We start from the raw sequence: 24811 nt of genomic DNA, 5'->3' as shown, positions 1-24811 counted from the left end.
GCTTGCTGTCAAGCCTAGCGGATGGGCTGCAGTGCGGAAGAAAGCAATACCACCAGCGCGCCATCGCCCCCTTCGGAGCGGCGCGCCTGGCAAAAGGCGATGACTTCATCCTTTTGCACGAGCCAGCTGTGCACCATCGATTTCAAGACCGGTTCCTGGCCTTTCGAGCCGAAACCCTTGCCGTGGATCACGCGCACGCAGCGCAGCTTGCGCCGCGTGGCCTGGTTCAAAAAGGCGCCGATGCCATCGCGCGCCTCGTCGCGGCGCAAGCCGTGCAAGTCCAGCTCATCCTGCACGGGCCAGTGGCCCTTGCGCATCTTTTTCACGACGTCCGGTCCCACGCCGGGGCGGGCGTAGTTCAGGGCGGGATCGTTTTCCAGGTAATGGTCGACTTCGAACAAGTCCGACAGCGATTCGCGCAGCACGGCCGCATCGTCCTCTTCCGGAGACAGCTTGCGGGCCGGCTGCTGGGCCGCCATGGCGCCCGCCTTGGGCAGGCTGGGCACGTAGCGGTCCGACTTGGGCAGGCGCTTGACGCCGCCGATGCTGGCCTTGAACAGATTGCTTTCCACGGCCTGCACCTTGGCTTGCTGGACGCGCTCCGCCGCAGCTTGCGCGCGCGCGTCCGCCTGCTCCTTGAGCTGCTTGCTGACCGCTTTCAGGTCAGCAAAGTCTTTCATCGACGCCATGCGACGCTTACTCCTGGCCTTCCAGGTAGCGCTGGGCGTCCAGTGCTGCCATGCAACCCGTGCCGGCGCTGGTGATGGCCTGGCGGTAGATATGGTCTTGCACGTCGCCGGCGGCAAACACGCCCGGCGCGCTGGTGGCGGTGGCCATGCCTTCCAGGCCCGTCTTGGTCTTGATGTAGCCGTTGTGCATTTCCAGCTGGCCTTCGAAGATGCCCGTGTTCGGCTTGTGGCCGATGGCGATGAACACGCCATGCACGCTCAATGCTTCAACCTTGCCGTCGATGGTCGACTTGATGTTCAAGCCCGTCACGCCGCCTTCGTTGCCCGTCACTTCGTCCAGGGTGTGGTTATATTTCAACACAATCTTGCCTTCGGCAACCTTGGCGTTCAGGCGGTCGATCAAAATCGCTTCCGCGCGGAACTTGTCGCGGCGGTGGATCAGGGTGACTTTATTGGCGATGTTCGACAGGTACAGCGCTTCTTCGACGGCCGTGTTGCCGCCGCCGACGACGGCCACTTCCTGGTTGCGGTAGAAGAAGCCATCGCAGGTGGCGCAGGCGGACACGCCCTTGCCCATGAATTCCGCTTCCGATGGCAGGCCCAGGTATTGCGCGGATGCGCCCGTGGCAATGATCAGCGTGTCGCACGTGTATTCGTGGCTGTCGCCCTTCAGGCGGATCGGTTTTTCATTCAGGAAAGTGGTGTGGATGTGGTCAAACACGATTTCCGTATTGAAACGCTCGGCGTGCTGCAGCAGGCGCTGCATCAGGTCCGGACCTTGCACGCCCATCGGGTCGCCTGGCCAGTTTTCCACGTCGGTGGTGGTCATCAGCTGACCGCCTTGTTCCACGCCGGTGACCAGCATCGGGTTCAGGTTGGCGCGGGCGGCGTAGACGGCGGCGCTGTAGCCGGCTGGGCCGGAGCCGAGGATCAAAACGCGGGCGTGTTTGGTAGTGGTCATAATGAGGCTTCTCTATGAGTGGGGTCTATCCGAATTGGGGGCATACGCGCGAAGAACAAGGGCGTATTGCGCTTGCGCAAGCAATCCACGATTATAGACCAAGCCGCCTGTAGCGACGAATCGTGGGGCCGTCCGGGGCATATATGGCTTAGAATACTTCCTTATTATGGGAAATTCCCTTTCAGAAACATTTTTCACCTTGCAGCGCTTCCCAGAATGACTAAACCAGCCCAGGCCAATCAAAATAGCTACACCCGAAAACCGGTCGAACGCCGGCCCCTGCCCAACCGGCTGGTGCGGCTGTTGTCCGAGGCGCGCTGGTTCGCGCTGGCCGCGTTCGCCTTGTATTTCGTGCTGATCCTGGCCAGCTTCAACAAGCTCGACCCGGGCTGGTCGCATGCCACCAACGTCGACAAGGTCGCCAACCTGGGCGGCAAGCTCGGTGCCACCTTCTCCGATCTGTTGCTGTATATCTTCGGTTTTTCCGCCTGGTGGTGGTGCGTGTGGCTGCTGCGCACGGTGTGGCATGGCTATCGCCGCCTGAGTAAGCGCTTCCTGCTGGAAGAGGAAGAGGTGGAGCGCGAGCACCATGTCGAGATGCTGATCCGCATCGTCGGCTTCTCCATCATGCTGATCGGCAGCATGGGCCTCGAATACCTGCGCATGGCGAAAAGCCTGCACGTGCAGCTGCCGCGCGATCCGGGCGGCGTGCTGGGCCAGCTGGTGGGGCACTCGGCCCACGTGGCCTTCGGTTTCACGGGAGCCACTTTATTGCTGTTGCTGCTGTTTGGCCTCGGTTTCAGCCTGTTCTTCCATGTGTCCTGGCTGCAAGTGGCCGAGCGCATCGGCGGCGCCATCGAAGACGCTTTCAACTGGTTCGTGCTGCGCTACCAGGACCGCGAAGACCGCCGGCAAGGCGAAGTGGCCGCCGTGCGCCGCGACGAAGTGGTGGTCATCGAGCGGGCCAAGCACGTGGAAAAGCACGTGGCCGCGCCGCCCGTGAAGATCGAGCCGCAGGTTGTGACGGTGGTGAAATCCGAGCGCGTGGAAAAGGAACGCCAGGCCCATCTGTTCGAGAACCTGGGCGATGGCAAGCTGCCGCCGCTGTCGCTGCTCGACGAGGCGCCACCCGTGGTGGAAACGGTTTCCGTGGAAACCCTGGAATTCACGAGCCGCCTGATCGAAAAGAAATTGTCTGACTTTGGCGTGGATGCCAAGGTAGTGGCCGCTTACCCCGGCCCTGTGGTCACGCGCTATGAAATCGAGCCGGCCACGGGCGTCAAGGGCAGCCAGATCGTGGGCCTGGCGCGCGACCTGGCCCGTTCGCTGTCGCTGACGTCGATCCGTGTCGTGGAAACCATTCCCGGCAAGAATTACATGGCCTTGGAATTGCCGAACAGCAAGCGCCAGATCGTGCGCCTGACGGAAATCCTCGGCTCCAAGGTCTACAACGATGGCGTATCCAGCCTGACGATTGCGCTGGGCAAGGATATCGCCGGCAAGCCCGTCGTGGCCGACCTGGCGAAAATGCCGCACTTGCTGGTGGCCGGCACCACCGGTTCCGGTAAGTCGGTCGGCATCAATGCGACGATACTGTCGCTGCTGTACAAATCCGACCCGCTCGACGTGCGTTTGATCCTGATCGACCCGAAGATGCTGGAAATGTCCGTCTACGAAGGCATCCCGCACTTGCTGGCGCCCGTGGTGACGGACATGCGCCAGGCTGGCCATGCGCTGAACTGGGCCGTGAACGAGATGGAGCGCCGCTACAAGCTGATGAGCAAGATGGGTGTGCGTAACCTGGCCGGCTACAACGCGAAGATTGCCGACGCGAAGAAGCGCGAAGAACACATCCCGAATCCGTTCAGCCTGACGCCGGATTCGCCGGAGCCGCTGGAAAAACTGCCGACCATCGTCATCATCATCGACGAGCTGGCCGATCTGATGATGGTGGTGGGCAAAAAAGTCGAGGAATTGATCGCGCGTATCGCGCAAAAGGCGCGCGCCGCCGGCCTGCACTTGATTCTGGCCACGCAGCGCCCATCTGTAGACGTGATCACGGGTTTGATCAAGGCCAACATTCCCACGCGTATCGCCTTCCAGGTGTCGTCGAAGATCGACTCGCGCACCATTCTCGACCAGATGGGCGCGGAAACCCTGCTGGGCATGGGTGACATGCTGTACATGCCGCCCGGCACCGGTTTGCCGATGCGCGTGCACGGCGCGTTCGTGTCCGATGAAGAAGTCCACCGCGTCGTCAGCCATTTGAAGCTGCAGGGCGAACCGAATTACATCGAGGGCATCCTCGAAGGCGGCACCCTGGAAGGCGACGGCGCCGAAGGCGGCGCGCCGGGCGAGGGCGGCGGCGAGGCCGATGCCCTGTACGACCAGGCGGTGGCGGTGGTGCTGAAAAACCGCCGCGCCTCGATTTCGCTGGTGCAGCGCCATTTGCGCATCGGCTACAACCGCGCCGCCCGTCTGCTCGAGCAGATGGAGCAGAGCGGGGTGGTATCAACCATGCAATCCAATGGCAACCGGGAAATCCTGGTGCCGGCGGCAAGTGCCGAACAAGGGTAAAGAATGAAAAGCAATACTTTCGCAACAAAAATGATGATCGGCGCGGCCAGCGTTGCCTGCAGCCTGCTGTTCGCGGCCAGCGCCTCGGCCAGCGCGCTCGAGCAATTCAAGAGCTTTGCGGCCGGCACCAAGTCGGCCAAGGGCGAGTTCGTGCAGCGCCAAGTCAAGAAGGCGGACGCCAGCGGCAAGGCGAAAGTGTCGACGCCCGCCAGCGGCACGTTCGAGTTCGCCCGCCCAGGCAAGTTCATCTGGACCTACCTGAAGCCGTACGAGCAGTTGCTGCAAGCCGATGGCGACAAGCTGTATATCTACGACAAGGACTTGAGCCAGGTGACGGTGAAGAAACTGGGCGACGCGCTCGGTTCCTCGCCGGCGGCCATCTTGTTCGGCAGCAACGACCTGGAAAAGAATTTCACCCTGGCCGAAGCGGGCACGCGCGATGGCCTGGAATGGCTGAAAGCGACACCGAAAGCCAAGGATACGACGTTTGATGAAATCACCATCGGCCTGCGCAATGGCGTGCCGGAAGCGATGGAATTGCGCGATTCGTTCGGTCAGACCTCGGTGCTGGCGTTCAAGAACTTCCAGAAGAATCCGGCGCTTTCGGCCAATCACTTTAAATTTGTCATGCCCAAGGGCGCCGACGTCATTAATAATTAAGACTGTTGCGCCTTGCGTATGAGCCGGCCTCGCAGCAATGCGGGGCTTTTGCATTCTTATTAGGTAACTCATTATGGCGGATCTCTTTTCCACCGCACCGCGCCAGCCGCTGGCCGAAGCCTTGCGGCCAGCCACCCTGAACGAAGTCATCGGCCAGACGCACCTGCTGGGCGCTGGCAAGCCGCTGCGCCTCGCGTTCGAGGCGGGCAAGGCCCATTCGATGATTTTGTGGGGGCCGCCCGGCGTGGGCAAGACCACCCTGGCGCGCCTGATGGCGAATGCCTTCGACAGTGAATTCATCGCCTTGTCGGCCGTGTTTGCTGGCGTGAAAGATATCCGCGCAGCCATGGACCAGGCCCGCCACAGCCTGGACCAGTTCGGCAAGCACACCTTATTGTTCGTCGATGAAATCCACAGGTTTAATAAATCGCAACAAGACGCCTTGCTGCCCTTCGTTGAATCGGGCCTGGTGACGTTCATCGGCGCGACGACGGAAAACCCCAGCTTCGAAGTCAATTCGGCGCTGCTGTCGCGCGCGCAAGTGTATGTGTTGAAATCGCTCAACGAAGACGAGATGAAGCAGTTGCTGGCCAAGGCGCAAAGCACGGCGCTGACGCACCTGACCTTCGACGAGGCGGCGGCCGATACCCTGATCGGCTACGCGGACGGCGATGCGCGCCGCTTCCTGAATTTGCTGGAGCAGGCCGAGACGGCTGCCAGCTCGACGGGCACAACGAAGATTGACGCGGCCTTCGTCGACAATGCGCTGACCTTGAATTCGCGCCGCTTCGACAAGGGCGGCGACAATTTCTATGACCAGATTTCCGCCCTGCACAAGTCCGTGCGCGGTTCCAACCCGGACGCGGCCCTGTACTGGTTTTGCCGCATGATCGATGGCGGCGCCGACCCCCGTTATTTGTCGCGGCGCATCGTGCGCATGGCCTGGGAAGACATCGGCCTGGCCGACCCCCGCGCCTTGACCATGGTCAATGATGCGGCGGAAACATATGAACGGCTCGGTTCGCCTGAAGGCGAGCTGGCGCTGGGCCAGGCCGTCATCTACCTGGCGATTGCCGCGAAAAGCAATGCCGGCTATAACGCGTTCAACACGGCCATGGCCTTCGTCAAGAAAGATAAATCGAAGGAAGTGCCCGTGCACTTGCGCAATGCGCCGACGAAGCTGATGAAGGAGCTGGGCTACGGCCACGCCTACCGTTATGCGCACGATGAGCCCGATGCGTATGCGGCCGGTGAAACGTATTTTCCGGATGGCATGGCGGAGCCGGGCTGGTACCAACCCGTGCCCCGCGGCCTGGAAAGCAAGATTGCCGACAAGCTGGCGTGGCTGCGCGAGCTGGACAGGAAGGCAGGGAAGGGCTGAGGCTTACAGGCCCAGCAAAGTAAAACCGTCATCCTGCGGCGCGTAGCCCACCAGCTGGCGCGTCGCTGCGATCGACAAGCGTTTATAGCGGTTGTCCGACACCCCATGCACGACGTGGTAGCCGGGCGGCACGTCGGCGGCGATGCAGCGGGCCAGCAATTGCACCACGTCGCGCTCGCTGATGAAGGCGGCGACGTCGCGCGCGCTGTGTTGTTGACCTTTCTCAAACTGCGCCACGTTGGCGATGCGCACGGCGATCGCCGTCATGCCATGCTGGTGGGCGAATGCGGAGGCCACGCCTTCGCCGAAGGCCTTGCTGGCGCCATACATGTTCGCCGGGCGCGCCGGCATGTGCTCATGCACCTGTACGTCGAGCGGATAGCCTTCGATGGCTTGCGCGCTGCTGGCGAACACGACTCTTTTCACGCCTTGCGCCTGCGCCGCGCGGAAGATGTTGTGCGTGCCGATGATGTTCGGTTGCAGCAGTTGCGCATCGAAATCGGCGCTGGCGTGCGGCACGCCGGCCAGGTGCAGCACAACGTCGATGCCGGCGCAGGCGGCCAGGCAGGCGGCGTAGTCGCTCACGTCGAGCTGAATGAACGGGCAGGGCGCTTCGGCCAGCTTGCCTGTGTGCAGGTCGGCCAGGCGCAGGGAAAATTCCCCGTGCCGGCTCTTCCAGAAAACGGTGCCGATGACGCCGGCGGCGCCCGTGACGAGGACGCGCAGTGGTGGTGCTTGAGTCATGTATTCCTAATATTCAAGGTGTGAGGCAGTGCCAGGTTCAGCCAGCGCAGCAGGGCGGGGCGCGGTGCGGCCGTGCCATGGACGCGGATGTGTCCGCTACCCACGGCTTCGACCAGCACCAGGCCGTCATTCGGTATCGTGTAGCGTTCGCCGCTGCGCAGCACGCAATCCTCGAACTGGGCGTAGGCCGTGATCCACGCCGTGCCGGACAGGCATTCGATGACCTTGGCGCACCCTTTTTCCAGGCGCAAGGGCTGTTCGCTGCGTAATTCGTGGTCGGTATGCATGGCGTCGCTCCTGTTGTGCTGACAGGAACAGCTTAGGCCCTTGCCGTGAACCATGACAGATGCAGGAAATCGAAATTGTGATGAATACAGTACACTTCGCCGTAGACTGTGCTTATCAAAAAAAGGGGCAACTGTATCTGTGCCGGCCCCGCGCGGCCGCCGCATACTGAAGGGATGAACATGAGCGCGCATTTGAATCTGTACGAGCACCTGGCCAACGAGCTGGGTGCGCTGATCGACTCGCGCGTGTTCGCGCCCGGCGACCGCCTGCCGTCGATACGCCACCTGGCGCAGCAAAAGCGTATTTCCATCAGTACCGTGATGCAAGCCTTGCGCCTGATGGAAGACCGGGGGCAAGTCGATGCGCGGCCCCAGTCCGGCTATTTCGTGCGCCACCGGGCGCCACGCCGGCCCTGCAGCGCCGACGCCCAGCACCTGAAGGAGCCGGCCTTTGTCGGCATCAACAATCTGTTGATGCGCGTGCTGAAGGACAACGAGACGGCGAATATCGTGCAGCTGGGCACGGCCTGGCCGCCCGACGAGATCCTGCCGATCAAGCGCATGCAGCGCACCATCAGCGCGGTGGCGCGGCGCGATCCCGTCCTGCTGAGTAAAGTCAGCTGCTACGACATCAGCGAAGGCAATTTCCTGCGCCAGGTGGCGCGCCGCGCGCTGGACTGGGGCAAGCTCGATCCGCACGAGATCGTCGTGACGAATTCCTGCACGGAAGCGATCAGCCTGTGCCTGCGCGCCGTCGCCAAGCCGGGCGACACCATCGCCATCGAGTCGGCCACGTATTTCGTGCTGCTGCAAATGATCGAAAGCCTGGGCATGAAGGCGCTGGAAATTCCCACCGACCCGAAGACGGGGCCGTCGCTCGACGCGCTGGAACTGGCCTTGCGCGCCGGCCTCGTGCAAGCGTGCCTGTTCGTGCCGAACGCAAATAATCCTTTGGGCTGCGTCATGCCGGAAGCAAACAAGAAGCGGCTGGCGGGGCTGCTGTCGGAATTCAATATCCCGCTGGTGGAAGACGACGTATATGGCGACCTGTGCTTTGCGCCGCAGCGTCCGTGGCCCGTGAAGGCTTACGACACGAGCGGCAATGTGCTGTTGTGCTCCTCGTTTTCCAAGGCGATTACGCCCGCGTCGCGCGTGGGCTACGTGCTGGCCGGGCGTTTCGCGCAGGAAGTGGCCCTGCTGAAAACCGTGTCGAGCGGCGCCACCAGCCATTTCTTTCAGGCCGTGCTGGCCGACTTTTTGGAAGGCAGCAGCTACGATCAGCAGCTGCGCAAGATGCGGCGCACCCTGGTGCAGCGCATCGCCCGCATGTCCGACGCCGTGGCGGCCAGCTTTCCGGCGGACTGCATGCTGTCCGAGCCGCAGGGCGGTTTCGTGCTGTGGGTGCAGATGCCGCCGCAAGTCGATGCGCTGGCCCTGCATGGCCAGGCCATCGCGGACGGCGTAGCGTATATGCCGGGCCAGCTGTTCTCGGCCTCGGGCAAGTTCGGCAATTATCTGCGCCTCAATTGCGGCAATGCGTGGACGCCGCGCATCGAGCAGGCTATCGGCCGCCTGGGGCATCTCGTCAAGGACGCCTTGTAGAACGCCTGTCAAAACCTACTGCGCGGCGCGCTTTGCGGCCTGCGATGCTCACCGTGCTCTAGCACGGTTGCGCTTCTTAGCCACAAATCACTGCCGCTCGCTACGGTTTTGTCAGGCGTTGTTCATTCCCTTGTTTTCCCTTCAGTCCCCCATTTTCACCGTTCGCTCCCTGTTTTTCGCCGCTGGTCGCAAGCCGGTGGCGTTGTTTGCGGCCGTTGGCTAAAGTACCACCATACCAGCAGCAGTCAACGAAACAAACTAACCAGGAGTCACATCATGAACGCACTGAAAAACATGGAAATCACCTTTGTCGCCGCCGCCATCATCGCCATCGGCGCCAGCTTCGCCACCGCCGGCGCGAATACCCTGGAAGTGAGCGCCAGCAGCACCGTGATCGCCCAGGCCGCAGACATGCCTGTCGTTACCGTCAGCGCCCGCCGCCTGACCGCTGCCGAAAAAGCCGCGTTCATTTAAGCAATAAGCCAAGCAGAAAATGTAAAGGGGGCGCGAGTGCCCGGCCAGGCCGCCATGACGATGGTTGACCTTGCGCAAAACTCATCGAAGTGAACTGGGTCTTGGTACAATGAGTGCTTTCGATACATCGGCACCGCCATTCACCCATGATAGATATCCAACTTCTCCGTAAAGACATCGCCACCGTCGCAGAACGCCTGGCGACGCGCAAATTCCAGCTCGACGTGGCAGGCTTTACCGCCCTCGAAGCCGAACGCAAGGCGATCCAGACGCGCACCGAAGAGCTGCAGGGCAAGCGCAATGCGTTGTCCAAGCAAATCGGCATGTTGAAAGGCAAGGGGGAAGACACCTCGGCCGTGATGGCGCAAGTGGCTGGCCTGGGCGATGAGCTGAAAGCCGATGAAGCGGCCCTGACCCTGGTGCAAGCCAAGCTGAGCGATTTCATCATGGCCGTGCCGAATTTGCCGCATGAATCGTCGCCCCTTGGCACGGACGAGTCGGGCAACGTGGAAGTGCGCAAGGTCGGCACGCCACGCACCTTCGATTTCGAGGTCAAGGATCACGTCGACGTGGGTGCCCCGCTGGGCCTCGACTTCGAAGTGGCTACCAAGCTGACCGGTTCGCGCTTCTCCGTCATGAAGGGCGGCATCGCCCGTTTGCACCGCGCGCTGGCGCAATTCATGCTCAACACCCATGTGGACGAGCACGGCTACACGGAATGCTATACGCCGTACATGGTCAATGCCGATTCCTTGCGCGGCACGGGCCAGCTGCCGAAATTCGAAGCCGATCTGTTCTCGGTGAAAAAAGGCGGCGCGGAAGGCGAGGGCGAAACCTTCTACCTGATCCCCACGTCGGAAGTGTCGCTGACCAACATCGCCCGCGATGAAATCCTTGCGCTCGATCAACTGCCCCTGAAAATGACGGCCCACACGCCATGCTTCCGCTCGGAAGCGGGCAGCTACGGCCGCGACACGCGGGGCATGATCCGCCAGCACCAGTTCGACAAGGTGGAAATGGTGCAAGTAGTGCACCCGGACATGTCGTACCAAGTGCTGGAAGAAATGGTCGGTCATGCGGAAAGCATCTTGCAACGCTTGGGCCTGCCATACCGCGTGATGTCGCTGTGCACGGGCGACATGGGGTTCGGCGCTACCAAGACCTTCGACCTGGAAGTATGGCTGCCGGCGCAAAACACCTACCGCGAGATTTCGTCCCTGTCGAACTGCGAAGCCTTCCAGGCCCGCCGCATGCAGGCGCGTTTCCGCAACGCGGCCGGCAAGCCGGAACTGGCGCACACCCTGAACGGCTCCGGCCTGGCAGTGGGCCGCACCCTGGTCGCCGTGCTGGAAAACTACCAGCAAGCAGACGGCAGCGTCGAGATCCCGCCAGTGCTGCGCCCATACATGGGTGGCCTGACGCATCTGAAGGCTTAAAAGGTTCGGGCAGCCGGTGAATGGAAGGCGAAAAATAGTCCTTCCATTTTTTCAAGCGGCTGCTATAATCTTGCCTTCTCGCAGCAATGCGGGAGAGACCGCAGCAAATGGAGAGGTGGCAGAGTGGTCGAATGTACTTGACTCGAAATCAAGCGTACGTTAAATCGTACCGTGGGTTCGAATCCCACCCTCTCCGCCAGAACAAATAGAGAAAGCTCCCGCAAGGGAGCTTTTTTTATTTGTGGCGGCGAAGAGGAGCAAGGCGCCTGCGCGCCTTGCGCGTGGGATTCGAAGACGAGCGCGTACTCGCGCGAGGCTCCCCGAATCGTTAAATTGGTTTTCACGCGTGCGCCAAGGTGGCGTCTACAAAGGCGAGCCGCGCCTTGTACGAGGCTCCCCGAATCGCCCGATTGGTTTTTTGGTTTGGCTACCAGCCCTCAGTTGCAAATCGCCAATAAAACCCCTACCCAACCCAACAATCCCCATGCTAAAATAGCGCCTCGTTCAAACAGGCACGTCAGTTTGAACGAATAGACCGCAGTAAACGGAGAGGTGGCAGAGTGGTCGAATGTACTTGACTCGAAATCAAGCGTACGTTAAATCGTACCGTGGGTTCGAATCCCACCCTCTCCGCCAGAATACATAAGAGAAGCTCCCGCAAGGGAGCTTTTTTTATGCCCACAACAGATGCCAGCCACCAGCGTATCAGGCCAGGTAGAAAAAACCGCCCAAAGCGCGCAGCGCAAGGCGTTTTTTCCTCCATTCAGACTTTGAAAGCCAGCGTCCCCACTACCGCAAGCTAGTGCACGAGCTTGGCCACCGCAAACGCGACGCCCGACATGGCAATGATCGTCCCCACGCACGACAGGATGACAGCCGACTTCGCCTCAGCCACATCTGACTTGGTCGCATAATTGGAGCGCACCACAGCGAGGTCCAGTTTCAAGCCACTGACATCCGTCTTGAGAACGCCGACATCGGTTTTGAGAGCAGCGACATCCGTTTTCAGACCAGCAACATCCACCTTGAGGCCAGTGACATCCGTTTTCAGACCAGCAACATCCACCTTGATGTCAGCCACATCGACCTTTACATCCTTTACGTCCAGTTTCACACTGGCCATGTCTTTTGCCAGTGCGTTGACTTGCTCGTCCATGGCGCAATCCTCCGTGCTTGTCACTGCATGCTCCTCGCTTTTTTCACCGCTGTCAAACAGTGTCCCGAGGGTATCGCGCATGGCTTTGCTATTGCTTGCCAGGCGTTGCGCCAGCGCCGTCACGCGCTGCAAGTCGGCCATTCCTTCGCCCTGTAGCTGCTCCGTGGCAGTCTGCAATTCCACGGTGATCTGCTCGCTGAGACTGGCTGCGACCTGCAGCCACGCATCGATCTTGCGCTGGCGTGACTGTTGCGTCAGCGCGCCATGCCGCACCTGCGTATCGCTCAGCTTGTGCATGCTGTTCATGCTGCGTCCTCTTCACGTTGGGGCCGATGCCGCCCACGCTACTCCTCGCCGATGGTGTCCGCCTTGACCCCGCTCACCCTATGGTAATCTACCGTATCCCCATCCTGCCCCCACCAATAAAACCAATGAGCCGATTCTGGAGCACCATCGTCAGCGAGCTGACCCCCTACATCCCGGGCGAGCAACCGAAACTGCCCGACCTGGTCAAACTCAATACCAACGAAAACCCCTACGGCCCGTCGCCTCAGGTGCTGGCCGCGCTGCGCGCAGCGGCCAACGACAGCCTGCGCCTGTACCCCGATCCCACGGCGAGCGAACTGAAGCAAACTCTGGCCGACTACCACGGCCTGAGCAGCGCGCAAGTGTTCGTCGGCAACGGTTCCGACGAAGTGCTGGCGCTGGCCTTCATGGCCTTGCTCAAGCACGATGCGCCGCTGCTGTTCCCGGATATCAGCTACAGCTTCTACCCCGTGTATTGCAAGCTGTACGGCATCGACTACCGCACGGTAGCGCTCGACGATGCCATGCGCATCCGTCCGCAAGATTACCAGGGGCCGTGCGGCGCCATCATCTTTCCCAATCCCAACGCGCCGACAGGCGTGGACTTGCCGCTGGCCGGCGTGGAAACCATGCTGCGCGACCATCCCGACGCCGTCGTGGTGGTCGATGAAGCGTATGTGGATTTTGGCGGCGAGAGCGCCGTGTCCCTGGTCGAGCGTTATCCGAACTTGCTGGTGGTGCAGACATTCTCGAAGTCGCGCTCCTTGGCCGGCTTGCGCGTGGGCAGTGCCTTCGGGCATCCTGACCTGATCGAGGCGCTGGAAAGAGTGAAGAACAGTTTCAATTCGTATCCGCTGGACCGGCTGGCGCTGGCCGGTGCCGTCGCGTCGCTGCACGACGAAGCGTATTTCCAGCAGACGCGCCAGGCCGTGATCGCCAGCCGCGAACAGCTGACGGCGGACCTGGCGGCGCTGGGCTTCGAGGTGCTGCCCTCGGTGGCCAATTTCGTCTTTGCCCGCCACCCGCAGCATGACGCGGCGCAACTGGCCGCCGGCTTGCGCGCCCGCTCCGTGATCGTGCGCCATTTCAACGCGCCGCGCATCAGCCAGTATTTGCGCATCAGCATCGGCAACCCAGCCGAATGCGCAGCCCTGGTGGCGGCGCTGCGCGACCTGCTGTGACGCCATGCTGACCTTCTTGCCTGCCAGCCTGGCCGATGGCGAGGCGCTGGCCAGCCTGCGCGTGGCTGCCATGCGCGCAAGCCTGGAGCGCATCGGCCGCTATGATCCGCAGCGGGCGCGCGATCGTTTCCTGGCCACTTTTGATCCAGCCCGTACCTGGCAGTTGCGCCATGACGACACGCTGGCCGGCTTCTATGTGTTGCGGCCGCAAGCGGACTATCTGTTGCTCGACCACCTCTACCTGGCACCCGGCTACCAGCGGCAAGGGATGGGCGCGGCCGTGCTGGCGCGCGTGTTTGCCGAGGCCGATGCGGCCCGCCAGAGCGTGCGTGTGGGCGCCTTGCGCGACAGCGAGGCGAACCGCTTCTATGTGCGTCACGGCTTCGTGCCCGATGGCGAGGAAGAGTTCGACCTGTATTATCGGCGCGCCCCCGCGCCTTGAGGCTGCCGGCGGCGACTGTTTGTGCAACAATAATCGGATTCATTCATCGACAGGACGGACAATATGGCAAAAGTGGCATTCATCGGTTTGGGCGTCATGGGTTTCCCCATGGCAGGTCACCTGGCGGCGGGCGGGCACGACGTCACCGTGTACAACCGCAACCCGGCCCGCGCGGCCGCCTGGCTGGAACAGCACAAGGGCAGCAGCGCCGCCACGCCGGCCGCCGCCGCTGCAGGCGCCGAGTTCGTGTTTACATGCATCGGCAACGATAATGATCTGTATCAAGTCATCCTGGAAGAGGGCGGCTTGCTGTCCGCCATGGCGCCGGGCAGCATCCTGATCGACCATACAACGGCTTCCGCCGAAGCGGCGCGCACCATCCATGCTGCGGCGAAAGAGCAGGGCGTGTTCTTCCTCGACGCGCCCGTGTCCGGCGGCCAGGCGGGCGCGGAAAACGGCAAGCTGACGGTGATGGTGGGCGGCGATGCGGAAGCGTATGCAAGGGCCGAGCCCGTCATCGCGCTGTTCTCGCGCGCCGTCACCTACATGGGTGCTTCCGGTTCCGGCCAGCTCACAAAAATGGTCAACCAGATCTGCATCGCGGGCCTCGTGCAAGCCTTGAGCGAAGGCATCGCCTTTGCGGAAAACGCGGGCCTGGACGCGGCCCTCGTCGTCGACGTGATTTCCAAGGGCGCGGCGCAGTCGTGGCAGCTGGAAAACCGGGGCAAGACCATGATCGAACGTAAGTTCGACTTCGGCTTCGCCGTCGACCTGATGCGCAAGGACCTGGGCATCTGCCTCGCCGAAGCCAAGCGCAACGGCAGCGACTTGCCCGTGACGACCTTGACGGACCAGTTCTATGGCGAAGTGCAGCAGGCGGGCGGCAACCGCTACGATACGTCCAGCCTGATTACCCGCCTGAACAAAAAGTAAGTTTTTAACTCCTCGGTAGAGAGCGGCGCGTCCCTGCAAAGGGCCGCGCCGCTTGTCGTTTACGCCAGCATTAACCTTGAAACGTCAGTTTCCGGAACATCCGGTTTCGATTTTCATGGAAAAGCATGGACTTCGCTAGCTCATCGTGTATTATTAAAAAACGAGATGAAATGTCCCAATTTTTAAAACATTATGAGCGGACCCGCATGAAAACCAACTCCTCAGCGATAACACGCGTTGTCGACAAGAACATTCCCTACCTGTCTTCCGCCGTCGCCATCTGGCGCCCCCGCGCCGTGCTGCGCAGCTGGCCCGGCGTGGCCATCGCGCTGGTGATCGCCCTGTCGGCCACCTTTATTTCCAGCAATTACGGCGGCCCCCAGCTGCTGTACGCGCTGTTCTTCGGCCTGGCCTTCCACTTCCTCGCATCCGACCCCACCTGCAAGCCCGGCATCGAGTTTTGCAGCAAGGTGCTGCTGCGCACGGGCGTGGCCCTGCTGGGCGCGCGCATCACCTTCAACCAGATCGCTTCCGTGGGCGTGACGCCGTTGTTGATCGTCGTCGGCGGGCTGGTGGCCACCCTGGGTTTCGGCTATATGCTGGCCAGGTGGCTGAAGCGTCCCATCACGGAAGGCATCCTGTCCGGTGGTTCCGTGGCCATCTGCGGCGCCTCGGCCGCGCTGGCCATCTCGGCCGTGCTGCCGCAAACCAAGGAAAACGAAAAATTTACGCTGCTGACGGTGGTGGGCGTGACGTCGCTGTCCACCCTGGCCATGATCGTCTACCCGCTGCTGGTCAAGCTGCTGGGCTTTGACCCGACGGAGGCGGGCGTATTCATCGGCGGCACCATCCATGATGTAGCGCAAGTGGTGGGCGCCGGCTACCTGGTCAGCAACCACACGGGCGACGTGGCCACCTTCGTGAAACTGACGCGCGTCGCGTGCCTCGTGCCCGTCGTGCTGGGCCTGTCGATCATGTTCAAGCGCAAGGATGGCAAGAGCGAAGTCGATGCGCCGCCGCTCGTGCCGTTCTTCCTGATCGGCTTTGTCTGGCTCGTCATCACGAACAGCCTGGGCCTGATTCCGCAGGAAGTGAATGGCTGGATCAACAATGCCTCGCGTGCCTGTCTCGTCATCGCCATCGCCGCGCTGGGCGTGAAAACGTCGTTCCAGTCGCTGGCCTCGCTGGGCTGGCGTCCCGTGATCATGCTGGTGATGGAAACGGTGTGGATCGCCGCCTTCGTCGCCATCGCCGTCCTGCTGACGCGCTGAGCGAAGCGGGCCCGCCATGAAGATCCTCGTCCTCGGCGCCGGCGTGGTCGGCACGGCATCGGCCTGGTATTTGCGCCAGGCGGGCCACGACGTACGCGTGCTCGAGCGCCAGGCGGGCGCCGCGCAGGAAACCAGCTTCGGCAACGGCGGACAGATTTCCGTCTCGCATGCGGAACCGTGGGCGAATCCCGCCACCCTGCGCAAGGTCGTGCGCTGGTTGGGCAAGGACGACGCGCCGCTGCTGTTCCGTCCCCGCCTGGATGCGCTGCAATGGCAGTGGGCCTTGCACTACCTGCGCGAATGTTTGCCGTCGCGGGTGGCGCGCAACATGCGCCAGATCGTTGCCCTGGCCGAGTACAGCCGGCAGAGCCTGCAAGCCTTGCGGCGCGAGACGGGCATCGCGTATGACCACCTGGAGCGGGGCATCCTGCATTTTTATACGGACCAGCAGGAGTTTGACAAATCGCAAGCGGGCGCCGCGCTGTTGCGCGAACTGGGCTGCCCGCGCAACACCGTCAGCGCGGACGAGGTAATCCGGCTGGAACCGGCCCTGGCCCACGCCCGCCGGCACATCGTCGGCGGCGATTTCACGGCCAGCGACGAGTCGGGCGACGTGCATCTGTTTACCACGGCGCTGGCCGCGCGCGCCGCCGCTGCCGGCGTGGATTTCCAGTACGGCACCGCCGTGACGCGCCTGCTGGCCGATGGCGAACGTATCGCGGGCGTGGAATGCATCGATGCGCACGGGCGCCACCGCCTGGAATACGCGGACGCCGTGGTGGTGGCCATGGGCAGCTTTTCCGCGCCCCTGCTGCAGCCGCTGGGCATGCGCTTGATGCTGTATCCGGGCAAGGGTTACTCCGCCACCTATCCGATCCTTGACCCGTCCGCCGCGCCGACCGTCTCGCTGACGGACGACGGCCACAAATTGGTGTTTTCGCGCCTGGGCGAACGCCTGCGCGTGGCGGGCACGTGCGAGTTGAACGGCTACACGCGGGAACTCAATCCCGTGCGCTGCGCCGCCATCACGCGCCGCGTGCAGGCGCTGTTTCCCCACGCCTGCGATTACAGCGATCCCGTCTACTGGGCCGGCTTGCGCCCCCTGACGCCGTCGAACGTGCCCTACATCGGCGCCACGCGCTACCGCCAGCTGTTCCTCAACACGGGCCACGGCACTCTGGGCTGGACCATGGGCTGCGGCGCGGGCAGGGCGTTGGCCGACCTCGTGTCGGGACGCCGGCCGGAAGTCGATTTTGCGTTTTGCGGCGAGCCGCCCCGGCAAGAGACCGCTTTGGTTCAACTAAGGAGAGCACCACGATGAGAGACGACGCCACCCCCAGCCAGCCACCCGGCGGCCTGACCCTGGCCGGCACTACCTACCAGTCGCGCCTGCTGGTGGGTACAGGTAAATACAAGGATTTCGAGGAAACGCGCCTGGCCATCGAAGAGAGCGGCGCCGACATCGTCACGGTGACGATACGCCGCGTGAATATCGGCCAGGAAAAGGGCGAGCCGAACTTGCTCGACTTCATTCCGCCATCGAAATACACGATTCTGCCTAACACGGGCGGCTGCTACAACGCGCGCGACGCCGTCTACACCTTGCAACTGGCGCGCGAGTTGCTGGGCGGCCACCCGCTGTGCAAGCTGGAAGTGCTGGGCGATGAAAAGACCTTGTTCCCGAACATGCCGGAAACCCTCAAGGCGGCCGGGGAGCTGGTGCGCGACGGCTTCCAGGTGATGGTGTATTGCAGCGACGACCCCATCCAGGCGCGCATGCTGGAAGACCTCGGCTGCATCGCCGTCATGCCGCTGGCCTCCCTGATCGGCTCGGGCATGGGCATTTTGAATCCGTGGAACTTGTCGCTGATCATCGAGCAAGCCCGCGTGCCCGTGCTGGTCGACGCGGGCGTGGGCACGGCGTCGGACGCGGCCATCGCCATGGAACTCGGTTGCGACGGCATCCTGATGAATACCGCCATCGCGGCGGCGCGCGAACCGATACGCATGGCGCGCGCCATGAAACTGGCAGTGCAGGGCGGACGCGAGGCTTACCTGGCCGGACGCATGCCCCGGAGAGCGGACGCCATGAGCGCTTCGCCCTCGTCGCCGATGGCCGGGCTGATCGCCTGAGCGGCCGCATTTGCAGCATTTGCAGCACCGTAGTCGATTATCGTTTCAAGCGTTTATAAAAACCACAATACCTGGAGATGACATGAAACACACACTCGTAGCGGCAGCCATCCTGGCTTCCTTTCTTGCCGGCAACGCCAGCGCCCAATCGTCCGTCACCGTGTACGGCTTGCTCGACGCGGGCCTGACGTCCGAACACGGCGGCGCGGACGGTTCCGTCACCAAACTGGCCACCGGCGTGCAGTCGGGCAGCCGCATCGGCTTCAAAGGCACGGAAGACCTGGGCAATAATTTAAAGGCCAACTTCTTGCTGGAAAACGGCCTCGACGTGGATACGGGCGCCAACCGCCAGGGCGCCTTGTTCGGGCGCAAGGCTTACGTGGGCCTGTCGGGCGGCTTCGGCGCCGTGAACCTGGGTTTGCAGCACAACCCGCTGTTTACCGCGCTGGACAATATCGACCCCTTCGAGACGGGCATGACGGGCGCTTCGATCAACCTGATGAGCGTGGCCAGCCTGCGCACGAAAAATTCCATCATGTATGAAACGCCGAAGGTGAACGGCTTGTCGGCCGCCATCATGTATGGCTTGGGCGAAAAGCCGGACAGCAACACCCTGGGCCGCACCATCGATTTTTCCATCGACTACGCCAACGGCCCGCTGGTGCTGACCCTGGCCCACGACAACCGCAAGGATACGCCGCTGAACACGGCGAAAGTCACCTTGCTGGGCGGCACCTACGACTTCGGCCCCGCCAAGCTGCACGCCGCGTATGAGACGGACAAGGACGATGCGGGCATGGATTTCCGCAACTACATGCTGGGCGCATCGGCCCCCGTGGGCGCGGCGGGCAGCGTGATGGCTTCGTACATCCGCAAGGATGACCGCACGAATGCGCGCCGCGGCGGGCGCCAGCTGGCCATCGGCTACACGTATGCCTTGTCCAAGCGCACGAATCTGTACACCTCGTACGGCCGCATCAGCAACGATGGCGCGGGTACCAATTTCGTCGGCGATGCATCGAGCGGCGGCAGCGTGCCCTTGCCAGGGCATAACTCGAGCGCCTTTACGGCCGGCATGCGCCTGAAGTTCTAAGCGCGACGGCGCGGCGAGGGATGGCGGCTTGTCTGTTGCGGATAAGCCGCCATTGTTGTTTCAGGAGTGGGGCAAAGTCACGGATTCCGGATTCAGGAATGAAACAGTCCGATTTTTCATGAAATTTCATTGACAGCGCATTTCGCAACCGTTAAATTGAATACGCATTTCAAATATCGGAACAAAATATACCGATTTTTCATAAAACCGTAAGGAGACTGAGCCATGACCGATCTGTCCGACCAAAAAGCCGCCGCCGCAGCGGCCATCCCCACCGGCCCGCAAAAGATGACGCCTTCCGAAGCGTTCGTGGAAACCCTGGCCGCCAATGGCGTGACCGACATGTTCGGCATCATGGGCTCGGCCTTCATGGATCCGATGGATATTTTCGCCCCCGCCGGCATCCGCCTGATCCCCGTCGTGCACGAGCAAGGCGCCGGCCACATGGCCGACGGCTATGCCCGCGTCTCGGGCCGCCATGGCGTCGTCATCGGCCAGAACGGCCCCGGCATCAGCAATTGCGTGACCGCCATCGCCGCCGCCTACTGGGCGCACACGCCGGTGGTCATCATTACTCCCGAGACGGGCACGATGAGCATGGGCCTGGGCGGCTTCCAGGAAGCGAACCAGTTGCCGATGTTCGAGGAATTTACGAAATACCAGGGCCACGTGACGAATCCCGCCCGCATGGCGGAATTCACGGGCCGCTGCTTTGACCGCGCCATGTCGGAAATGGGTCCGACGCAATTGAATATTCCCCGTGACTATTTCTATGGCGAAATCAAGGCGGAAATCCCGAAACCGAACCGCCTGGACCGTGGCGCCGGCGGCGAGCAAAGCCTGAACGATGCGGCCGCATTGCTGGCGAAGGCCAAGTTCCCCGTGATCATCTCGGGCGGCGGCGTCGTCATGGGCGAAGCCATCGAAGAGTGCAAGGCCCTGGCCGAGCGCCTGGGCGCGCCCGTCGTCAACAGTTACCTGCACAACGATTCCTTCCCCGCCAGCCATCCGCTGTGGTGCGGCCCGCTCGGCTACCAGGGTTCCAAGGCGGCCATGAAACTGATCGCCCAGGCCGACGTTGTCGTGGCCCTCGGTTCGCGCCTGGGACCGTTCGGCACCTTGCCGCAGCACGGCATGGATTACTGGCCGAAAAACGCCAAGATCATCCAGATCGACGCGGACAACAAGATGCTCGGTTTGGTGAAAAAGATTTCGGTGGGCATCTGCGGCGACGCCAAGGCGGCCGCCAAGGCGATTATTGCCCGCCTGGATGGCAAGAAGCTCGATTGCGACGCCACGCGCGACGCACGCTATGCCACCGTGCAAGCGGAAAAGGCCGCGTGGGAAGAGGAATTGACGAACTGGACCCATGAAAAGGATGCGTACAGCCTGGACATGATCGAGGAACAGAAGAAGGAGCCGGGCAATTATCTGCACCCGCGCCAGGTCTTGCGCGAGCTGGAAAAAGCCATGCCGGAAGACGTGATGGTGTCGACCGACATCGGCAACATCAACTCGGTGGCCAATAGTTACCTGCGCTTCGAAAAGCCGCGCAGCTTCTTTGCGGCGATGAGCTTTGGCAATTGCGGTTATGCCTTCCCGACCATCATCGGCGCCAAGGTTGCCGCGCCGCACCGTCCGGCCGTGTCGTATGCGGGCGACGGCGCCTGGGGCATGAGCTTGATGGAAACGATGACGTGCGTGCGCCACAACATTCCCGTGACGGCCGTGGTGTTCCACAACCGCCAGTGGGGCGCGGAAAAGAAAAACCAGGTGGATTTCTACAACCGCCGCTTCGTCGCCGGTGAGCTGGACAACCAGAGCTTTGCCGAGATTGCGCGCGCCATGGGCGCCGAAGGCATCACGGTCGACAAGCTGGAAGACGTGGGCCCGGCCCTGAAGAAGGCCATCGACATGCAGATGAATGAAGGCAAGACCACCATCATCGAAATCATGTGCACGCGCGAGCTGGGCGACCCGTTCCGCCGCGATGCGCTGAGCAAGCCGATCCGCCACCTGGACAAGTACAAAGACTACGTGTAATCAGTCTGCCCGATCCTTGTATGACCCCGGCAATCGCGCCGGGTTTTATGTGCCGGAATCATGTTTCATGTCTCATGCTTCATGCTTGCGTGGTTCCGGCATTTTTTTACCGAATTGGAGTCGCCATGAAAGCCCTGCACCGCATCATCGCGCAAGCCCGCGCCGTGCCGAAAAACATCGTCTTGTGCGAGGGCGGCGACGTGCGCGTGCTGCAGGCGGCCGCGCGTGCGGCCAGCGACGGCCTGGCGCACATCACCATCGTGGGCAAGCCGGCCGCCATCCTGGCCCTGGCGCGCGAACAGGCGCTGGACCTGGATGCCGTGCGCCTGGTCGACCCGGAAACGTCCGACGAGTCGGAACACTATGCCCAGCAATTGTTTGTGCTGCGTCAAGCCAAGGGCATGACGGTGGAGCAGGCGAGGATCGCCGTGCAAGACCCCTTGTGCTATGCCAACCTGATGGTGCGCCTGGGCGACGCGGACGGTTGCGTGGCGGGCGCCGTGCACACGACGGCCGACGTGGTGCGCAGCGCCATCCAGATCATCGGCGTCGACCCGGCCTTCAAGCTCGTGTCGAGCTTTTTCCTGATGATGCTGTGCGAGCCGTTTCACAGCCTGAAGGGCGGTTTCATCTTTTCCGACTGCGCCCTCGTCGTCGACCCGAAGGCGGAGGAATTGGCCGACATCGCCATGGCCGCCGCCGACAGCGCGCAAGCCCTGCTGATGGAAGAGCCGCGCGTGGCCATGCTGTCGTTTTCCACCAGCGGCAGCGCCCACCACGCGGCCGTCGACAAGGTGCATGCGGCCACGGACCGGGTTAAGGCCCAGCGTCCGCTGCTGGCCATCGATGGCGACGTGCAGCTCGATGCGGCCATCGTGGCCGAGATTTCGCAAAGAAAAGTCAAGGATTCCGTCGTCAACGGCCGCGCGAACGTGCTGGTGTTTCCCAACCTGGACGCGGGCAATATCGGCTATAAATTGGCCGAACGCATGGGCGGCGCCGTCGCCATCGGCCCCTTGCTGCAAGGCTTGAACAAACCGGCCAACGATCTGTCGCGCGGTTGCTGCGCCGACGACGTGTATAACGTGATTGCCGTCACGTCCGTGCAGGCCCAGGGTGGGCGCTGAGTTGTTCAGCTTGCCCGTGCTGGCGCTGCTGGGCGTGGTGGCGGCGGGCACGTATTTCCAGACCGTCACGGGTTTCGGACTGGGCATGATCGTCATGGGCGTGGCCAGCGGCCTGGGCCTGGCGTCCGTGCCCGCGCTGGCGGCCCTCGTCAGTTTGTTGTCCCTGGCCAATTGCCTCGTGGCCTTGCCGGGCGCCTTGCACCACCTGGACTGGCGCGCCATCCGCGCCGCCAGCATCGGCTTGCTGCCGGCCATGGCGGCCGGTGTCTTGCTATTGGGATACCTGGACCAGGCGTATGCGCCCATCCTGAGACTCTTGCTGGGCGCGGCCATCGTGTATGGCGGCGTCAGCATCCTGCTGCAGGCGCCGCCGGGACCGGGCGCGGCCGACAAGCGCAGCTTCTTCATCAGCGGCGTGTGCGGCGGCCTGTTTTCGGGCCTGTTTTCGCTGGCGGGACCGCCGCTCGTGTACCAGTTTTATCGCCAGGAAATGAGTCTGACCACCATCCGCTACAGTCTGATCTTCCTGTTCGCCATCAGCGCGGGCGGGCGCTCGCTGATGGCGGGCAGCCAGGGCCAGCTCGATGCGAAAGTATTGCTGCTGTGCACGCTGGCCTTGCCCGTCGGCGTGCTGGCCACGATGGCCGGCAAGCGCTATCCGCCGCCGATCGCCCAGCGCGGCATGCGCCGCATCGCGTTTGCCGTGCTGACCGCCATCGGCATTTCGCTGATGGCGGCGGCCGTGCCGCAATTGCTCAGGCCTTGAACGTCAGTAAAGGTTTCAGGCGGGCCACCGATTGCAGCAAGCCCGCTTCCTCCTGCGCGGCGATGACGGGACCGATCTTTTTATACGCCATCGGCGCTTCTTCGACGCGGCGCTCTTCGCGCAAAGTCACGCACTGGAACGCCATTTCGTCGCCGCCCACCGTGGGCCGCATGGCGCGCATGGCCTGGCGGCGGATGCTGCGCCCCGCGCCGTGCGAGCACGACCACAGCCAGTCGGGATTGCCCGTCCCCGTTGCCACATAGGAATAATCGCCCATGGAACCGGGGATCAGCGCCAGGTCGCCTTCGCGCGCGGGCGTGGCGCCCTTGCGGTGGATGTTCATGCCGTGCTCGCGCAGGATGACATTGTGCGGCACGTCCACCACAAGGCGGGATTGATCCTGCGCAAACACCTGCGCCAGGCTGTCGCGCACCAGCTCGGCCAATACCATGCGGTTGACCCAGGCATAGCGCGACGCCACGCCCATGGCGTCCATGTATTCGCCGGCCAGTTCGCCCGTCAAGCCGTACAGGCCGGACTTCGGATGGCGCACGCCTGCCGGCCACGCCTCTTTGGCGCGGTCCATCCAGCGGCTACCGACAAAAAAGCCCACGTCGCGGCTGCCGCTGTGGATCATGACGACCACTTCGCCGGGCACCAGTCCGTGCCGGTACGCGGCATGGCGGTCCATGACGGCATCGACCAGCTGGATTTCCACGAAGTGGTTGCCCGATCCCGTGGTGCCCAGGCTGGGGTCGCGTATCACTTCGCGCGTGCCCACCAGCGCTTCGGGCGCATGGCGCAAGCCGCCGCCCAGTTCGCGCAAGGCGATGCAATCGTCGAGCTCGCGCAGCAAGCGCTGCTTGTCGACGCGTGGCCACAAGCCATCATTGTGCAGGCTGTCGATGAACGCTTCCGGCCCCACGTCGAACAGGGCGGCAAACGCTTTCGAGCGCAGCGGCACGTTGCGGCCGTCTTCCAGCAGCACATGTTTGAGCTTGGCGAGCAGCTGCGGCTTGCGCGCCTCGAACTGCGCCAGGCTCAAGCCCGTCGTGATCAGGCGCATGCCGCAGGCGATGTCCGTGCCGGGGATGGCGGGAATCACCATGTCGGGACTGGTGGCAACGATGCTGCCCACGGGCGCGATGCTGCCCGGGTGGAAGTCGGGCGTGGCGCAGGCCTTGCAGACATGGCCATCCTGACCCGGCACGGCGACGGCGGCAAACTCCATCAGCTGGCGCACGGCTTTTTCCTCGAGGGGAAAGTTGTGGGGCAGCAGCACGGACGCCTGGGCGTGCGGATTGCTGAGTGTATAAATGCCGTCGGCATAGGCGACAGCGATGCCCTGGCGGCGCAGGGCTTTTTGTAATCTGGATAGGGGAAACACGATTCTGCTCCGGAAATAACGAATGCACGGCCTTTTTGCAAGGGCCATGTTTGTTTTCCACGCAGCAGCGACAGGAAGTGCCGCCAGCTTAGCAAACTTTGTGCGGATTGCAAAGCCGCCGGCCCCGGCAGTGCGCACAAGAGGGCGCACGATACGCAGCGC

General features: G+C 62.6%; 22 protein-coding genes and 2 tRNA genes. 18 read left to right on the top strand and 6 right to left on the bottom strand.

All coding sequences use genetic code 11. The features are described from left to right. Positions 1-14: 14 nt before the first annotated feature. Entirely contained in the window at positions 15-689 is a 675-nt protein-coding gene (locus VPH40_RS20445) for a Smr/MutS family protein (protein WP_328574357.1), read from the bottom strand. Positions 690-696: 7 nt separating this feature from the next. Continuing rightward, positions 697-1650: a thioredoxin-disulfide reductase gene (trxB, locus tag VPH40_RS20440; RefSeq protein WP_034786153.1), complete on the bottom strand. Its 954-nt coding sequence runs from the start codon at positions 1648-1650 to the stop codon at positions 697-699. 216 nt (positions 1651-1866) lie between these two features. Between trxB and VPH40_RS20435 the strand changes: the two genes are divergently transcribed. The 3 genes from VPH40_RS20435 (at position 1867) to VPH40_RS20425 (ending at position 6268) form a co-directional block, all read left to right on the top strand. Next, entirely contained in the window at positions 1867-4227 is a 2361-nt protein-coding gene (locus VPH40_RS20435) for a DNA translocase FtsK (RefSeq protein ID WP_099664816.1), read from the top strand. Between the two features lie 3 nt (positions 4228-4230). Next, positions 4231-4887, top strand: coding sequence for an outer membrane lipoprotein chaperone LolA (gene lolA / locus VPH40_RS20430; protein WP_133992709.1), 657 nt, complete (start codon positions 4231-4233; stop codon positions 4885-4887). 73 nt (positions 4888-4960) lie between these two features. Further along, on the top strand, positions 4961-6268 hold the full coding sequence (locus VPH40_RS20425) for a replication-associated recombination protein A (RefSeq protein ID WP_328574356.1): 1308 nt from the start codon (positions 4961-4963) through the stop codon (positions 6266-6268). A gap of 3 nt (positions 6269-6271) precedes the next feature. Here the strand turns inward: VPH40_RS20425 and VPH40_RS20420 are convergent, their stop codons facing one another. Continuing rightward, positions 6272-7012, bottom strand: coding sequence for an NAD-dependent epimerase/dehydratase family protein (locus VPH40_RS20420; protein ID WP_328574355.1), 741 nt, complete (start codon positions 7010-7012; stop codon positions 6272-6274). Beyond that, positions 7009-7299, bottom strand: coding sequence for a DUF2917 domain-containing protein (locus VPH40_RS20415; RefSeq protein WP_328574354.1), 291 nt, complete (start codon positions 7297-7299; stop codon positions 7009-7011). The genes VPH40_RS20420 and VPH40_RS20415 overlap by 4 nt, the downstream gene beginning before the upstream one ends. A gap of 180 nt (positions 7300-7479) precedes the next feature. Between VPH40_RS20415 and VPH40_RS20410 the strand changes: the two genes are divergently transcribed. The 5 genes from VPH40_RS20410 (at position 7480) to VPH40_RS20390 (ending at position 11447) form a co-directional block, all read left to right on the top strand. Further along, positions 7480-8901: an aminotransferase-like domain-containing protein gene (locus VPH40_RS20410; protein ID WP_099664812.1), complete on the top strand. Its 1422-nt coding sequence runs from the start codon at positions 7480-7482 to the stop codon at positions 8899-8901. Between the two features lie 276 nt (positions 8902-9177). Beyond that, on the top strand, positions 9178-9375 hold the full coding sequence (locus VPH40_RS20405; protein WP_328574353.1) for a hypothetical protein: 198 nt from the start codon (positions 9178-9180) through the stop codon (positions 9373-9375). 146 nt (positions 9376-9521) lie between these two features. After that, entirely contained in the window at positions 9522-10811 is a 1290-nt protein-coding gene (serS, locus tag VPH40_RS20400) for a serine--tRNA ligase (RefSeq protein ID WP_328574352.1), read from the top strand. A gap of 109 nt (positions 10812-10920) precedes the next feature. Next, a tRNA-Ser gene (locus tag VPH40_RS20395) sits at positions 10921-11010 on the top strand. Between the two features lie 347 nt (positions 11011-11357). After that, positions 11358-11447, top strand: a tRNA-Ser gene (locus VPH40_RS20390). 163 nt (positions 11448-11610) lie between these two features. Here VPH40_RS20390 and VPH40_RS20385 read toward each other — a convergent pair. Continuing rightward, positions 11611-12273 carry a hypothetical protein gene (locus VPH40_RS20385; RefSeq protein ID WP_305053439.1) on the bottom strand — a complete coding sequence of 221 codons (663 nt, stop codon included), beginning with the start codon at positions 12271-12273 and terminating at the stop codon, positions 11611-11613. 125 nt (positions 12274-12398) lie between these two features. On the opposite strand from VPH40_RS20385, the gene hisC reads away from it, so the two are divergent. From hisC to VPH40_RS20335, 10 genes are all read left to right on the top strand, one after another. Next, on the top strand, positions 12399-13454 hold the full coding sequence (gene hisC, locus VPH40_RS20380) for a histidinol-phosphate transaminase (protein ID WP_328574351.1): 1056 nt from the start codon (positions 12399-12401) through the stop codon (positions 13452-13454). A 4-nt stretch (positions 13455-13458) separates the two neighbouring features. Then, positions 13459-13896, top strand: a complete 438-nt coding sequence (locus VPH40_RS20375) for a GNAT family N-acetyltransferase (RefSeq protein WP_328574350.1) — start codon at positions 13459-13461, stop codon at positions 13894-13896. 63 nt (positions 13897-13959) lie between these two features. Continuing rightward, positions 13960-14829 (top strand): NAD(P)-dependent oxidoreductase, encoded by an 870-nt coding sequence (locus VPH40_RS20370; RefSeq protein WP_099664806.1) that lies wholly within the window; start codon positions 13960-13962, stop codon positions 14827-14829. Between the two features lie 206 nt (positions 14830-15035). After that, the gene (locus VPH40_RS20365) at positions 15036-16100 is read left to right on the top strand and encodes a YeiH family protein (protein WP_251352042.1); all 1065 of its coding nucleotides are present in this window, start codon (positions 15036-15038) and stop codon (positions 16098-16100) included. 16 nt (positions 16101-16116) lie between these two features. After that, on the top strand, positions 16117-17421 hold the full coding sequence (locus VPH40_RS20360) for a D-amino acid dehydrogenase (protein WP_328574349.1): 1305 nt from the start codon (positions 16117-16119) through the stop codon (positions 17419-17421). Continuing rightward, positions 17418-18233, top strand: coding sequence for a thiazole synthase (locus VPH40_RS20355; protein ID WP_099664803.1), 816 nt, complete (start codon positions 17418-17420; stop codon positions 18231-18233). The genes VPH40_RS20360 and VPH40_RS20355 overlap by 4 nt, the downstream gene beginning before the upstream one ends. Before the next feature lie 82 nt (positions 18234-18315). Beyond that, complete coding sequence (locus VPH40_RS20350) at positions 18316-19326, top strand: porin (protein ID WP_328574348.1); 1011 nt, start codon at positions 18316-18318, stop codon at positions 19324-19326. A gap of 225 nt (positions 19327-19551) precedes the next feature. After that, positions 19552-21369, top strand: coding sequence for a sulfoacetaldehyde acetyltransferase (gene xsc, locus VPH40_RS20345; protein WP_328574347.1), 1818 nt, complete (start codon positions 19552-19554; stop codon positions 21367-21369). A 125-nt stretch (positions 21370-21494) separates the two neighbouring features. Further along, positions 21495-22496: a phosphate acetyltransferase gene (gene pta / locus VPH40_RS20340; RefSeq protein ID WP_099664801.1), complete on the top strand. Its 1002-nt coding sequence runs from the start codon at positions 21495-21497 to the stop codon at positions 22494-22496. A gap of 1 nt (position 22497) precedes the next feature. Then, positions 22498-23262 (top strand): sulfite exporter TauE/SafE family protein, encoded by a 765-nt coding sequence (locus VPH40_RS20335; RefSeq protein WP_289899185.1) that lies wholly within the window; start codon positions 22498-22500, stop codon positions 23260-23262. On the opposite strand, the gene VPH40_RS20330 is transcribed toward VPH40_RS20335, so the two are convergent. Next, positions 23252-24649, bottom strand: coding sequence for an RtcB family protein (locus tag VPH40_RS20330; protein ID WP_328574346.1), 1398 nt, complete (start codon positions 24647-24649; stop codon positions 23252-23254). The two genes, VPH40_RS20335 and VPH40_RS20330, sit on opposite strands and share 11 nt — an antisense overlap. Positions 24650-24811 lie beyond the last annotated feature (162 nt).

It is taken from the genome of Janthinobacterium sp. P210005 (assembly GCF_036231865.1).
GTDB classification, from domain to species: Bacteria; Pseudomonadota; Gammaproteobacteria; order Burkholderiales; family Burkholderiaceae_D; genus Janthinobacterium; species Janthinobacterium kumbetense.
This window is presented reverse-complemented; position numbering and strand designations above follow the sequence as displayed.

Excerpts from the sequence above, each read along its gene's own strand:
- VPH40_RS20445 (WP_328574357.1), bottom strand. The coding sequence starts at position 689 with ATGGCGTCGATGAAAGACTTTGCTGACCTGAAAGCGGTCAGCAAGCAG.
- trxB (WP_034786153.1), bottom strand. The coding sequence starts at position 1,650 with ATGACCACTACCAAACACGCCCGCGTTTTGATCCTCGGCTCCGGCCCA.
- VPH40_RS20435 (WP_099664816.1), top strand. The coding sequence starts at position 1,867 with ATGACTAAACCAGCCCAGGCCAATCAAAATAGCTACACCCGAAAACCG.
- lolA (WP_133992709.1), top strand. The coding sequence starts at position 4,231 with ATGAAAAGCAATACTTTCGCAACAAAAATGATGATCGGCGCGGCCAGC.
- VPH40_RS20425 (WP_328574356.1), top strand. The coding sequence starts at position 4,961 with ATGGCGGATCTCTTTTCCACCGCACCGCGCCAGCCGCTGGCCGAAGCC.
- VPH40_RS20420 (WP_328574355.1), bottom strand. The coding sequence starts at position 7,012 with ATGACTCAAGCACCACCACTGCGCGTCCTCGTCACGGGCGCCGCCGGC.
- VPH40_RS20415 (WP_328574354.1), bottom strand. The coding sequence starts at position 7,299 with ATGCATACCGACCACGAATTACGCAGCGAACAGCCCTTGCGCCTGGAA.
- VPH40_RS20410 (WP_099664812.1), top strand. The coding sequence starts at position 7,480 with ATGAGCGCGCATTTGAATCTGTACGAGCACCTGGCCAACGAGCTGGGT.
- VPH40_RS20405 (WP_328574353.1), top strand. The coding sequence starts at position 9,178 with ATGAACGCACTGAAAAACATGGAAATCACCTTTGTCGCCGCCGCCATC.
- serS (WP_328574352.1), top strand. The coding sequence starts at position 9,522 with ATGATAGATATCCAACTTCTCCGTAAAGACATCGCCACCGTCGCAGAA.
- VPH40_RS20385 (WP_305053439.1), bottom strand. The coding sequence starts at position 12,273 with ATGAACAGCATGCACAAGCTGAGCGATACGCAGGTGCGGCATGGCGCG.
- hisC (WP_328574351.1), top strand. The coding sequence starts at position 12,399 with ATGAGCCGATTCTGGAGCACCATCGTCAGCGAGCTGACCCCCTACATC.
- VPH40_RS20375 (WP_328574350.1), top strand. The coding sequence starts at position 13,459 with ATGCTGACCTTCTTGCCTGCCAGCCTGGCCGATGGCGAGGCGCTGGCC.
- VPH40_RS20370 (WP_099664806.1), top strand. The coding sequence starts at position 13,960 with ATGGCAAAAGTGGCATTCATCGGTTTGGGCGTCATGGGTTTCCCCATG.
- VPH40_RS20365 (WP_251352042.1), top strand. The coding sequence starts at position 15,036 with ATGAAAACCAACTCCTCAGCGATAACACGCGTTGTCGACAAGAACATT.
- VPH40_RS20360 (WP_328574349.1), top strand. The coding sequence starts at position 16,117 with ATGAAGATCCTCGTCCTCGGCGCCGGCGTGGTCGGCACGGCATCGGCC.
- VPH40_RS20355 (WP_099664803.1), top strand. The coding sequence starts at position 17,418 with ATGAGAGACGACGCCACCCCCAGCCAGCCACCCGGCGGCCTGACCCTG.
- VPH40_RS20350 (WP_328574348.1), top strand. The coding sequence starts at position 18,316 with ATGAAACACACACTCGTAGCGGCAGCCATCCTGGCTTCCTTTCTTGCC.
- xsc (WP_328574347.1), top strand. The coding sequence starts at position 19,552 with ATGACCGATCTGTCCGACCAAAAAGCCGCCGCCGCAGCGGCCATCCCC.
- pta (WP_099664801.1), top strand. The coding sequence starts at position 21,495 with ATGAAAGCCCTGCACCGCATCATCGCGCAAGCCCGCGCCGTGCCGAAA.